The organism is Lentzea sp. NPDC060358, assembly GCF_042725365.1.
Lineage (GTDB): Bacteria > Actinomycetota > Actinomycetes > Mycobacteriales > Pseudonocardiaceae > Lentzea.
Window position 1 is genome coordinate 1 of sequence record NZ_JBHXCW010000228.1, and the last position, 12,082, is coordinate 12,082.

Genomic DNA, 12,082 nt, shown 5'->3' on the forward strand with positions numbered 1-12,082 from the left:
AACCGGGGGTTTCTTTGGGTCCGGAATTCCGAAAATCTGTAACGATGGGGAATGTGACGCGGATCAAGTCGGTCATGACGTCCGGGCAGAGCGGTGGCGGTGGGCACAGGCCGGTGAAGTGGATCTTCGCGGTGCTGGGCGGGATCGCTGTCGCGGGCGTGGCCGTGGCGTTGGCCGGCACGGGCGCGGGTCCCGCGCTCGTGATCGGCGTCGGTGCGCTGGGAGTGGCCGGGGTCGCCGCCCTGTTCGCGCCGCAGCAGTCGCTCCAGATCGCCGGGGTCGCCGCGCTGGTGGTCGTGCTCGTCGGGTCGGCCGGGCTCTTCGCCGGGGTGCTCAAGTACGGCGACGAGGACATCTCACCCGGACCGGCGCTGGCGAGCCCCCCGCCCACCACCCCGGCCGAGGTGGCGGCGGTGACGAGCGGGCCGGTGCGCTCCGGCGAGGGCTGGTACGACCTCACGCTCCACCAGCCGGTCGAGTCCGCCGAGGGGCAGGAGATCGTCCCGTCGATCACGATCGGGGTGGGCAGGGACCCGTTCCCCAACAGCATCCGCGGTTTCCAGACCTCGTCGGCCGGTCAGCCGAGGAACTCGAGCACCTGGGCCACCGCGGGCCGGTGCACGCGGCTGTCGGTGTGGGTGGGCAAGGACGCGGCCTCGTCGGAGTCCGCCGGTGCCGGGCAGTTCGTGGTCAAGGCCGACGACCAGGAGATCACCACCCGGCAGGCGAGCGTCAGCGACGCGCCGCAGCACCTCGAGGTCGACATCTCGACCGTCGGCAGGCTGACGCTGCTCGACGTGCGCGCGAACAAGGACGCCGACAACGCCTGGGGCACGCCGCGGGCGTACTGCACCGCGCCGCCCGGCAAGTCCCGGTCATGAGCTGACGGCGAACTCCGGCAGCGTCATCGCCGAGTGCTCGGGACGACCGGCCTCGGCGGGCATCGTCGTGCGCTCGCGCAGGACGGCGTTGCGCGCCGCCAGCGCCTCGGCCGTGCCGGGGAACAGCTCCGCGTTGCCCTGCTGCACCAGTGCCTGGTTCGCCTCGACGAACGGCCGCGTCTCGCGTTCGTAGGCCTCGAACGCGGTCGTGTGGTCCCCGGCCGTGGCCAGCCGGCCCGCCAGCACGTACGCGCCGACGAGTGCGAGGCTCGACCCCTGCCCGGTGAGGAACGACGGCGCGTAGGCGGCGTCACCGACGAGCGCGACGCGACCGGACGACCAGCGCGGCAGGTGGATCTGGCTGACGGTGTCGAAGAACAGGTCGTCCGCCCCGCGCATCGCCTCGACCATGCGGGGCACCTCCCAGCCGTCGCCCGCGAAGGTCGACGCCACCAGGTCGCGCTGCGCCGCCGGGTCGCGGAACGCGCCGAACGGCGCCTCGGGGCGGGCGAAGCTCAGGAACCCGTGCACGGTCTCCGCCTCGCCCACCGCGTACTGCACCGCGGACCGGCCGGGCTCGTTCCACATCAGGCCCTCGTGGGAGAGGCCGAGGCGGTTGGGCATGGTGAAGCCCGCGAAGCAGTAGCCGAGGTAGTGGTGGAACCGCTCCTCCGGGCCGAACGTCAGGGCGCGCACCCCCGAGTGCAGCCCGTCGGCGCCGATCACGTGGTCGTAGGTGCGGCTCAGTCCACTGTGGAACGTCACGTCCACGCCGCCGTCGTGGTCGTCCAGGGCGGAGATCGAGTCGTCGAACAGGAACTCCACGTCGTCGCGCACCACGTCGTGGAGGATCTCGGCGAGGTCGCCGCGGCGGACCTCCAGGTCGTCGGTGTCGCTGCGGGTGAGCGTCTCGGCGCTCATCGACGCGACGAAGTCGCCGGCGCTGTCGACGAACGTGATCCGCCGCGTGTTCACGTGCGCCTCCCGCAGCCGGGGGAGCAGGCCCATCCGCTCGACGACGCCGAGCGCGGTGCCGCGGATGTCGATGGGGTAGCCGCCGCCGCGCAGGGTGTGCGACTTCTCGACGACGGTGACGTCGAACCCGGTGCGCCGCAGCCAGTGGGCGAGCGCGGGCCCGGTGATGCTGGCGCCGGAGATGAGGACGCTGGTCACGGGTGCCTCCAGATAACTAACTTAGGTATCCTTTTTCGTCGCGCGCTGATCGCTACGGTTGCGCGGGACTGAGTCGAGCATATACCTAAGTTAGGTAAGTAAGGTGTGAGATGAGCGAGGGCCTCGATCTGGCGGCGGTGCTGCCGCAGCTGATGCGGTTGGGCACGGTGTTCAACCGCAGCCAGCTGGTGGAGCGGGCGATGGAAGAGGCCGCTGTGCCGGTGGACCGCCCGGGCCTGACCGTGCTCATCACGCTGCGCATGGCCGACCGGCCGCTGCGCGTGGGGGAGATCGCCGCGCGGATGCAGGTCGTCGGCCCGCACGTCACCCGGCACCTGCACGACCTGGAGCGCGCCGGCCTGGTCCGGCGCGTCGTCGACCCGGACGACCAGCGGGCGCGGCTCGTCGAGCTCACCGACGCCGGCGCGGGAGCGGCGGGCCGCTACCTGGACACGATCCTGGGCTGGTTCACCGGCGCCGTGGCGGACTGGCCCGCGGACGACCGGGCCACGTTCGGCCGGCTGCTCAGCCGGTTCGTGGCCGACCTGCAGGAGCGGGTCGCGGACCTCGACTGACCGCGACCCGCCGCCGGCTCAGGCCTGCACCGCAACCGCGGACTCGCGGGGCAGGCGGCCCAGTTCCGCGGTCGGGCGGCGGAACGTCTCGCGCCCGGTCGCGATCGCGGCGGCGCTCAGCGCGCAGATCGCCGCCGTGAAGATCGCGACGCCGATCCAGTCGTCGCGCCCGGAGCCGATCGTGGCCACGACGCTCGGCGCGAGACCGGCGATCGCGAACCCGATCTGCGTGCCGATCGCCATGCCCGACAGGCGGACCTCGGTGCTGAACATCTCGCCGTACAGCGACGGCCAGATGCCGTTGACCGCGGAGTAGGCCACGCCGAACAGCAGGATGCCGAGCGCGAACACCAGCCCGTACGAGCCGGTGGAGATCGACCACAGGTAGGGGAAGATCAGCACCGTGCACGCGCCGCAGCCCGCGAGGAACACCGGTTTGCGGCCGATCCGGTCGGAGAGCCCGGCCAGCAGCGGGATGGCGGCGAGCGCGACGAGGTTGGCGAGCACGCCCACCCACAGCATGGGCGTGCGGGCGAGGCCGATGGTGTTCACCGCGTAGCTCAGCGCGTAGACGGTGAAGATCGTGCTGACCGAGGCGATCGTGGCCGCGACGACGACCCGCAGCACGTCCGCCCAGTGCGTGCGGAACAGCACGGCGGCGGGCAGCTTGGCCACCTCGGCACGCCGGAAGGCGGCGGTCTCGTCGATCTTGCTGCGGATGACGAGCCCGACGACCACGACGACCGCGCTGCACCAGAACGGCACGCGCCAGCCCCACGTCAGCAGGTCGTCCTGGGGGAGCGCGGCCACTGGCAGGAAGATCGCCGTCGCGAGGATCTGCCCCGCCTGCGTGCCGCTCAGCGTGAAGCTCGTGAAGTAGGCCCGGCGGTGCTCCGGCGCGTGCTCCAGCGACATCGAGTTCGCGCCGGCCTGCTCGCCCGACGCCGAAAGCCCTTGCAGCAGGCGGAGGACGACGAGCAGGGCCGGTGCCAGCACCCCCGCCGTGTCGTAGGTCGGCAGGCAGCCGACGGCGAACGTCGCGAAGCCCATCAGCAGCAACGTGAAGACGAGCACCTTCTTGCGCCCGAAGCGGTCGCCGACGTGGCCGAGCACGAACGCGCCGAGCGGGCGGGCGAGGTAGCCGACGCCGAACGTGGCGAGGGCGAGCAGGGTTCCCGTGGCCGGATCGGCGGCGGGGAAGAAGACCTTGTTGAACACCAGTGCAGCGGCTGCGCCGTAGATGAAGAAGTCGTAGTACTCGAGGGCGCTGCCGATCCAGGCTGCCAGCGCAGTCTTGCGGGCCATCGATGTGGTCACGGCGTACTCCGATGTACGATCTAGTTAGTTAACTCAAGGTGGGATACGTCACCCCCGCGTGTCAAGGGTTGGGTTTCAGCTGGTCAGGTAGTCGATCAGCATGTCACCGAGCATGCGTCGGTAGTGCTCGCGCCGGTCGGGGTCGAGCATGTCGCGGCCGAAGATCGCGGCGAACGTGTGCCGGTTCGCGAGCCGGAAGACGCAGAACGAGCTGATCACCATGTGCACGTCGAGCGGGTCGGCGTCGGTGCGGAACCGCCCGGCGGCGCGGCCCCGTTCGAGGATCTGCGCGAGCCCGTCGAGCGCGGGGTTCGCGAGTCCGGCCAGCACCTCCGACCGCGCGATGTGCTCGGCGCGGTGGATGTTCTCGATGCTGACGAGCCGGATGAAGTCGGGGTGCGCCTCGTGGTGGTCGAAGGTCAGCTCGGCGAGCCGGCGGAGGGCGTCCTCGGGTTCGAGGTGCTCGACGTCGAGCTCGGCCTCCAGCGCCCTGATCGCCAGGTAGGCCTTCTCCAGCACGGCGATGTAGAGCTGTTCCTTGCCGCCGAAGTAGTAGTAGATCATCCGCTTGGTGGTGCTGGTCCGTTCGGCGATCTCGTCGACGCGCGCGCCCGTGTAGCCCTTGTCCGCGAACTCCCGCGTGGCAACGTCCAGGATGTCGGCGCGCGTGCGGTCCTTGTCCCGCTGGCGCTCGGCATCGGACGACGACGGTGCGGCCACCGGGCCCCCTTCGATCTGCGGACGACCTGCCGACTCTAGTCGAGCCCTTCCTGCTCGCCGGGTGGTGCGCTACCGTTAACTCACTAGTTCGTACATTGCGGGGAGGCTGGGTGACCCACTACCTGATCGGGTTGATCGGCTCCGGCATCGGCCCGTCCCTGAGCCCCGCCCTGCACGAACGCGAGGCGTCCCGGCTCGGCCTGCGCTACACCTACCGCCTGCTCGACCTCGACGTGCTGCGCCAGCCGGTGGGCGAGGTGCTGGCCGCCGCGCGCGCCGAGGGGTTCCACGGCCTCAACATCACCCATCCGGGGAAGCAGACGGTCGTGCCGCACCTCGACGACCTGGTGCCGGAGGCCGCGGCGCTCGGGGCCGTCAACACCGTGGTCTTCGCCGGCGGCCGCGCGGTCGGCCACAACACCGACGCCACGGGGTTCGCGCGCAGCCTGCGCCGGGGCCTGCCGGACGCCCGGACCGGCTCCGTCGTCCTGCTGGGCGCGGGCGGGGCCGGTGCCGCCGTGGGCCACGCGCTGCTGTCCCTGGGCACCGAACGCCTGGGCGTGCACGACGTGGTCGAGGCTCGCGCCGAACGGCTGGTCGAGGCGTTGCGCCGCCGGTTCGGCGCCGGCCGGGCCTTCACCTGCACACCCGGCGCCGTCCGGACGGCCGACGGCCTGGTGCACGCCACCCCCACGGGCATGGCCGCCCACCCCGGCCTGCCGATCGACGTGTCCCTGCTGCGCGAGGAGCTGTGGGTCGCCGACGTCGTCTACCGGCCGCTGGAGACCGCCCTGCTGGCCGCGGCCCGCGCGCGGGGCTGCCGCGTGCTGCACGGCGGCGGCATGGTCGTGCTCCAGGCCGCCGAGTCGCTGCGCCTGTTCACCGGTGCCGACCCGGACGCCGGCCGGATGCTCGCGCACTTCGCGGAGCTGGAGGGGGAACCCGCCCATGCGTCCTGACCCGCGCACCGCCATCGCCACCGTGTGCCTGTCCGGCACCCTGGACGACAAGCTGGCCGCCGCGGCGGGCGCGGGCTTCGACGGCGTCGAGCTGTTCGAGAACGACCTGGTCGTGTCCCGCCGCGGTCCCGCCGAGATCCGCCGGCGCTGCGCCGACCTGGGGCTGACCGTCGACCTGTACCAGCCGTTCCGCGACTTCGAGGCCGTGCCACCGGACGTCCTCGCCGCCGGCCTGCGCCGCGCCGAGCGCAAGTTCGACGTCATGACCGCGCTGGGCGTCGAGACCGTGCTCGTCTGCTCGTCGGTGTCCCCGGACGCGATCGACGACGACGACCTCGCCGCCGAGCAGTTGCACCTGCTGGCCGAACGGGCCGGCGAACGGGGACTGCGCGTCGCGTACGAGGCGCTGGCCTGGGGCCGGCACGTCAACGGCTACGAGCACGCCTGGCGCATCGTCCGCCGGGCCGCCCACCCGGCTCTCGGCGTCTGCCTGGACAGCTTCCACATCCTGTCCAAGGGGGACGATCCCCGGGCGATCCGCACGATCCCGGGTGACAAGGTCTTCTTCCTGCAACTGGCCGACGCGCCGACGCTCCCGATGGACGTCCTGCAGTGGAGCCGCCACCACCGCCTGTTCCCGGGGCAGGGCGACTTCGACCTGACCTCGTTCACCCGCGACGTCCTCGGCACCGGGTACGCGGGCCCGCTCTCGCTCGAGGTCTTCAACGACGTCTTCCGCCAGGCCGACCCGCACCGGACCGCGGTCGACGCGATGCGGTCGCTGCTCGCCCTCGAGGACTCGCTGGGGCTGCTGGACGTTCCCGCCGCGCCCGTGCCGTCCGGCTTCGCCTTCGCCGAGGTGGTGGGAAAGCCCGACCTCGCCGCGCTCGGTTTTGCCCGCACCGGCGCGCACCGCTCGAAACCGGTGGAGCTGTGGACGCAGGGCGAGGCCCGCGTGCTGGTGAACGCGCACGGCGAACCCGGTTCCATCGGAGCGCTCGGGATCACCGTCGCCGACCCGGCCGCGGCGCGGCAGCGCGCCGAGACCCTGCTGGCGCCGCCGCTGGAGCGCACCCCCGGCCCCGGCGAGGCGCCGTTGACCGCCATCGCCGCGCCGGACGGCACGCAGATCTTCCTGTGCGACGGCGACGACTGGCTCGCCGACTTCGTGCGGGCGGACCTCCCCCTGTCCGGCGGACCGGCCGCGGGGCTCACCGGCATCGACCACGTCTCCCTGACGCAGCCGTTCGACAGCTTCGACGAGGCCGCGCTCTTCCACCGCGCGGTGCTCGGCCTGACACCGGGCCCCACCGCCGAGTTCGCGGCCCCGTTCGGCCTGGTGCGCGGCCGGGGCGTGAGCGGCACCGGCCTGCGCCTGACCCTCGACTGCGCGCTCGTCCGCCGCGGCGGGTGGGCCCCGGCGGTCGACGCGCCGCAGCACATCGCCTTCGGCTGCGCCGACGCGGTCGCGTCGGCGCGGGAGCTGCGGCGGCGGGGCGCACGGCTGCTGGACGTCCCCGCCAACTACCACGACGACCTCGCCGCCCGCACGGACCTGCCGGACGAGCGGGTCGAGGCGCTGCGGGAGAACTCCGTGCTGTACGACCGCGACGAGCACGGCGAGTACCTGCACTTCTACACCGAGCTGGCCGGCGCCAGGGTGTTCTTCGAGGTGGTGCAACGGATCGGCGGCTACCGCGGCTTCGGGGTCGTCAACGCTCCCGTGCGGATGGCGGCGCACCACGAGGCGCGCCGGTCCGCCGGGAGGTGACCGTCAGACCCCGGCCGCGTCGCGCAGGGCGTCCGCGCGGTCGGTGCGCTCCCACGGCAGGTCCACGTCGGTGCGGCCGAAGTGGCCGTACGCGGCGGTCGCCGCGTAGATCGGGCGCAGCAGGTCCAGGTCGCGGATGATCGCCGCGGGGCGCAGGTCGAAGACCTCGGTCACGGCCTGCTGGATCTTGAGCGGGTCGACCGTCTCCGTGCCGAACGTCTCGACGAACAACCCGACGGGGTGCGCCTTGCCGATCGCGTAGGCGACCTGCACCTCGATCCGCGTCGCGAGTCCCGCGGCCACCGCGTTCTTGGCCACCCAGCGCATCGCGTACGCGGCGGAGCGGTCCACTTTGGACGGGTCCTTGCCGGAGAACGCGCCGCCGCCGTGCCGCGCCATGCCGCCGTAGGTGTCGACGATGATCTTGCGGCCGGTCAGGCCCGCGTCGCCCATCGGGCCGCCGACCACGAACCGGCCGGTCGGGTTCACCAGCAGCCGCACGTCCGACGTGTCCAGCTCCAGCAGCGCGACCTCGGGGGCGACGACCTGCTCGCGGACGTCCACGCCCAGCAGCTTCTCCAGGTCGACGCCGTCGGCGTGCTGCGTGGAGACGACCACCGTGTCGAGGCGCACCGGCTGGTCGCCCGCGTACTCGATGGTGACCTGGGTCTTGCCGTCCGGGCGCAGGTACGGCACCGAGCCGTCCTTGCGGACCGCCGTCAGCCGGCGGGAGAGCCGGTGCGCCAACGCGATCGGCAGCGGCATGAGCTCCGGTGTGTCGGTGCACGCGTAGCCGAACATCAGGCCCTGGTCGCCCGCGCCCTGCCGGTCGATCTCGTCGGCGGAGGCGGACACCCGCTCCTCGTAGGCGGTGTCGACGCCCTGCGCGATGTCCGGGGACTGCGCACCGATCGCCACGTTCACGCCGCACGAGTGGCCGTCGAAGCCCTTCGCGGACGAGTCGTAGCCGATCTGGAGGATCTTCTCCCGCACGATCGACGGGATGTCCGCGTACGCCTCGGTCGTCACCTCGCCCGCGACGTGCACCTGACCGGTCGTCACCAGGGTCTCGACCGCGACGCGCGAGTGCGGGTCCTTGCTCAGCAGCGCGTCGAGGACCGAGTCGCTGATCGCGTCGCAGATCTTGTCGGGATGTCCCTCGGTGACGGACTCGCTGGTGAACAGCCTGCTGCCGGTTACGGCGTCCACGGCTCTCCTTGACTGGTCGGTGGTCCTCAGGTGGCGAAGCGGCCGATCGCGACGAACGCGGCCAGCGCGGCCAGCACGAGGTTGGTGGGAACGGACTTCGGCTCGTCGCGGCGCAGGTGCACGACGGCCGCTCCCAGCTGCAGCAGAGCGAGACCGGTCGCGGCCAGCGGCGTGAGCACCGGGGCGATGCCGGTCAGCTGGGGCAGCACGAGGCCGAGCCCGCCGAGCGCCTCGACGACGCCGATGAGCTTGACGCCCGCGGGGGAGAAGTCGTTCATCCACGCCAGGTTGTCGTGTTTGAGCATCGAGTCGCGGGAACGGACGGCCTTGGTCGTCCCCGCCGCGACGTAGAGCAGCCCGAGAGCGCCCGCGACGACCCACAGCGCGATGTTCATGCGACGGCCCTGCTCGGCTCTACCGCGGTCCTGGTCACTGCTCGCTCCTCCTGCCGCTGCGGCGAGACGGCTCCGGGCACATCTCCCGGGAGAACATGCCGGTGCCGCGCGGCGGCATCAACCCCTAGTGGACGGTCGGTGCCCCGGGGGTCCGGGGTCCGTGCCGGGAAACCCCTGTGGGGGTGGGGATCGCACAGGGGCAGTGAGGGGTGTCGGGCGTGCCGGGGACGTCGCTAGCGTCGGAACAGGAACACATCCGTCATCCGGCCGCGTCCGTTGTCCGGTTGCGACCGAAGGAGAGGTGGCCATGAACTCGTTGTCCGACGCGGTGCTCGCCGGTGCGGGGGAGGAGGAGCTCGAGCGCCTTCCCCTGCCGCGCGAGTACGTCGCCGCGCACCTGCGCGCCGAGGACGTCGCGATGTTCCGGGGCGTGGCGGACAAGGACGTGCGCAAGTCGCTCCACGTCGGCGCCGTCCCGATGCCGGAACTGGCACCGGACGAGGTGGTCGTGGCGGTGATGGCCAGCGCGGTCAACTACAACACCGTGTGGTCGGCGATGTTCGAGCCGATCCCGACCTTCCGGTTCCTCCAGCAGTTCGCGGCCCAGGGCGGCTGGGCCGCGCGGCACGACCTGCCCCACCACGTGGTGGGGTCCGACGCCGCGGGCGTGGTGGTCCGCGTGGGGTCGGGCGTGCGGCGGTGGCGAGCGGGCGACCACGTGGTGGTCAGCCCCGCCCACGTCGACGACCAGGAAGCGGCCTCGCACGACGACGGCATGCTCGGTGCCGAGCAGCGCGCCTGGGGCTTCGAGACCAACTTCGGCGGGCTGGCGCAGTACACGCTGGTGCGGGCCAGCCAGCTGGTGCCCAAGCCCGCGCACCTGACGTGGGAGGAGGCCGCGTGCAACACGCTGTGCGCCGGCACCGCCTACCGCATGCTCGTCGGTGACCACGGCGCCAGGATGAAGCAGGGCGACGCCGTGCTGATCTGGGGCGCCGCGGGCGGTCTGGGCGCCTACGCGGTCCAGTTCGTGAAGAACGGCGGGGGAATCCCGATCGGCGTCGTCGGATCCTCCAGCAAGGCGGAGGTCCTGCGCCGGCTCGGGTGCGACTTCGTCGTCGACCGCCGCGAGATCGGCCTGGACGACAGCACGGGCGACGACCCGGCGAAGGTGCTGGAGGTCGGCAAGAGGCTCGGCGCCGAGATCCGCCGCCGGATCGGCCGCGACCCCGACATCGTGTTCGAGCACGTGGGCAGGGCGACCTTCGGCGTCTCGGTGTTCGTGGTGCGGCGCGGCGGCACGGTCGTCACGTGCGGGTCGAGCACCGGCTACCACCACACGTTCGACAACCGCTACCTGTGGATGAAGCTGAAGAAGGTCGTCGGCAGCCACGTGGCGAACCTGCAGGAGCAGGTCGAGACGAACCGGCTCATCGCGAGCGGCGCCGTGGCCCCGACCATGTCCGCGGTCTACCCGCTGGCCGAGATCGGCGAGGCCGCCCGGCTCGTGCAGACCAACGGCCACCTCGGGAAGGTCGCCGTGCTGTGCCTCGCCCCCGAGCGCGGGCTCGGTGTGACCGACCCGGTCCTGCGCGCGCGGATCGGCGAGGACCGGATCAACCCATTGCTGTCGCTCGCGAACGCGGAAGGTGGAACGACGTGAACCGGACGGTAGGGGTTCTCGGCACCGGGTCCTACGTGCCGGACGGGGTCGTCACCAACTCCGACGTGGCGGCGCTGGTGAAGGACGCGGACCCCGAGTGGATCGTGCGCAAGACCGCGATCAGGGGCCGTCGCTGGGCCGCCGACGACCAGGCCACCTCCGACCTGGCCGCGCACGCGGCGCGCCGGGCGCTGGAGCACGCGGGCCTGACCGCCGACCGCGTCGACCACCTCGTCGTGTCGACGTCGACCGGCGACTTCCCCCAGCCCCCGACGGCCTGCCTGGTGCAGCACCTCATCGGCGCGAACTCCGCCGCGAGCGTGGACGTCAACGCCGTCTGCGCGGGCTTCGTCTACGGCCTGGAGATGGCGCGGGGCCTGGTCCTCGCCAACCCCGGCACGCACGCGCTGGTCATCGGCGCGGACCTCTACTCGAGGATCTTGGACTTCGACGACCGCCGCACCGCCGTGCTGCTGGGCGACGGCGCCGGCGCGGCCGTCGTCGGCGAACTGCCCGAGGGCGACGGGATCCTCGGCATCGACCTGAGCAGCCACGGCGAGGCGCAGGACCTGATCAAGGTCGCCGCGGGCGGCAGCCGCCGGCCCACGACCGCGCAGACGGTGGCCGAGGGCGGGCACTACTTCACGATGAACGGGCGCGGTGTCCGCGACTTCGTGATGGACAACGTCCCGCCGGCGCTCGAGAAGCTGCTCGCGAAGTCCGGTCTGACCGTCGAGGACGTCGACTGCTTCGTGCCGCACCAGGCCAACGGCGTGCTGCTCGACGGGCTCGTGGAGCGCTGCGGGCTGGGCGGCGCGCACACCGCGCGGGTGGTGGAGGAGTACGGCAACCTGGGCAGCGCGTCGGTGCCGGTCGCCCTGGACCACGCGGTCCGCTCGGGCGCGGTGGCCGACGGCGACCTGCTGCTGCTGGCCGCGTTCGGCGGCGGCATGTCGGTCGGCACGTGCCTGCTGCGCTGGAGCGACCCGGAGACCCGCCGGTGAGCGCCGTGCGCAGGGCCGGCGTCGTGGGCTGCGGCCTGATGGGCGCCGGTGTCGCCGAGGTGTGCGCGCGAGCGGACCTCGACGTGCTCGTCCTCGCACCGTCGGCGGAGTCCGCCGGTCGCGGTCGCGCCCGCGTGACCGAGTCGCTGGACCGCCTGCTGCGCAAGGGGAAGCTCACCGAGCAGGAGCGGGACCGGGCACTCGGGCACGTCGCCTTCACCACCGACATCACCGCGCTGGCCGACCGCGACTTCGTGCTGGAGGCCATCGCCGAGAGTGCGGCGGACAAGGCGGAGCTGTTCAAACGGCTGGACGAGGTCGTCATCGACCCCGCGGCGGTCCTCGCCTCCACGACGTCGTCGGTGTCGATCTCGGCTCTCGCCGCGGCGACCACCGATCCCGGCCGGGTCGTGGG

General features: G+C 72.4%; 12 protein-coding genes. 7 read left to right on the forward strand and 5 right to left on the reverse strand.

Features of this window, described 5'->3' with window-relative positions:
- Positions 1-53: 53 nt before the first annotated feature.
- Positions 54-881, forward strand: coding sequence for an NPCBM/NEW2 domain-containing protein (locus ACFWGZ_RS33235; protein WP_382455547.1), 828 nt, complete (start codon positions 54-56; stop codon positions 879-881).
- Here the strand turns inward: ACFWGZ_RS33235 and ACFWGZ_RS33240 are convergent.
- Positions 876-2,054 (reverse strand): FAD-dependent monooxygenase, encoded by a 1,179-nt coding sequence (locus ACFWGZ_RS33240; protein WP_382455548.1) that lies wholly within the window; start codon positions 2,052-2,054, stop codon positions 876-878. The genes ACFWGZ_RS33235 and ACFWGZ_RS33240 overlap by 6 nt on opposite strands.
- A 110-nt stretch (positions 2,055-2,164) precedes the next feature.
- On the opposite strand from ACFWGZ_RS33240, the gene ACFWGZ_RS33245 reads away from it, so the two are divergent.
- Positions 2,165-2,629 carry a MarR family winged helix-turn-helix transcriptional regulator gene (locus ACFWGZ_RS33245; protein WP_382455549.1) on the forward strand — a complete coding sequence of 155 codons (465 nt, stop codon included), beginning with the start codon at positions 2,165-2,167 and terminating at the stop codon, positions 2,627-2,629.
- An 18-nt stretch (positions 2,630-2,647) separates the two neighbouring features.
- Here ACFWGZ_RS33245 and ACFWGZ_RS33250 read toward each other — a convergent pair whose 3' ends face one another.
- Both ACFWGZ_RS33250 and ACFWGZ_RS33255 read right to left on the reverse strand, forming a co-directional pair.
- Complete coding sequence (locus ACFWGZ_RS33250; RefSeq protein ID WP_382455550.1) at positions 2,648-3,946, reverse strand: MFS transporter; 1,299 nt, start codon at positions 3,944-3,946, stop codon at positions 2,648-2,650.
- A gap of 75 nt (positions 3,947-4,021) precedes the next feature.
- A complete protein-coding gene (locus ACFWGZ_RS33255; protein WP_382455551.1) occupies positions 4,022-4,666 on the reverse strand; it encodes a TetR/AcrR family transcriptional regulator in 645 nt (214 codons plus the stop codon).
- A 110-nt stretch (positions 4,667-4,776) separates the two neighbouring features.
- Here ACFWGZ_RS33255 and ACFWGZ_RS33260 point away from each other — a divergent pair, with 110 nt between their 5' ends.
- Together ACFWGZ_RS33260 and ACFWGZ_RS33265 are read left to right on the forward strand one after the other, a co-directional pair.
- Positions 4,777-5,625 (forward strand): shikimate dehydrogenase, encoded by an 849-nt coding sequence (locus tag ACFWGZ_RS33260; RefSeq protein ID WP_382455552.1) that lies wholly within the window; start codon positions 4,777-4,779, stop codon positions 5,623-5,625.
- Positions 5,615-7,396, forward strand: a complete 1,782-nt coding sequence (locus ACFWGZ_RS33265) for a bifunctional sugar phosphate isomerase/epimerase/4-hydroxyphenylpyruvate dioxygenase family protein (protein WP_382455553.1) — start codon at positions 5,615-5,617, stop codon at positions 7,394-7,396. The genes ACFWGZ_RS33260 and ACFWGZ_RS33265 overlap by 11 nt, the downstream gene beginning before the upstream one ends.
- Before the next feature lie 3 nt (positions 7,397-7,399).
- Here ACFWGZ_RS33265 and metK read toward each other — a convergent pair whose 3' ends face one another.
- On the reverse strand, positions 7,400-8,581 hold the full coding sequence (metK, locus tag ACFWGZ_RS33270) for a methionine adenosyltransferase (protein WP_382455558.1): 1,182 nt from the start codon (positions 8,579-8,581) through the stop codon (positions 7,400-7,402).
- A 50-nt stretch (positions 8,582-8,631) separates the two neighbouring features.
- The gene (locus ACFWGZ_RS33275) at positions 8,632-9,000 is read right to left on the reverse strand and encodes a DoxX family protein (protein ID WP_382455554.1); all 369 of its coding nucleotides are present in this window, start codon (positions 8,998-9,000) and stop codon (positions 8,632-8,634) included.
- Positions 9,001-9,307: 307 nt separating this feature from the next.
- On the opposite strand from ACFWGZ_RS33275, the gene ccrA reads away from it, so the two are divergent.
- The 3 genes from ccrA to ACFWGZ_RS33290 all read left to right on the forward strand — a co-directional run.
- Positions 9,308-10,663: a crotonyl-CoA carboxylase/reductase gene (gene ccrA, locus ACFWGZ_RS33280; protein WP_382455555.1), complete on the forward strand. Its 1,356-nt coding sequence runs from the start codon at positions 9,308-9,310 to the stop codon at positions 10,661-10,663.
- Positions 10,660-11,667, forward strand: coding sequence for a 3-oxoacyl-ACP synthase III family protein (locus tag ACFWGZ_RS33285; RefSeq protein WP_382455556.1), 1,008 nt, complete (start codon positions 10,660-10,662; stop codon positions 11,665-11,667). Before ccrA ends, ACFWGZ_RS33285 begins: the two co-directional genes overlap by 4 nt.
- Positions 11,664-12,082 (forward strand): 3-hydroxyacyl-CoA dehydrogenase NAD-binding domain-containing protein (locus ACFWGZ_RS33290; RefSeq protein ID WP_382455557.1); only part of this gene is annotated, 419 nt, incomplete at its 3' end. The genes ACFWGZ_RS33285 and ACFWGZ_RS33290, both read left to right, overlap by 4 nt.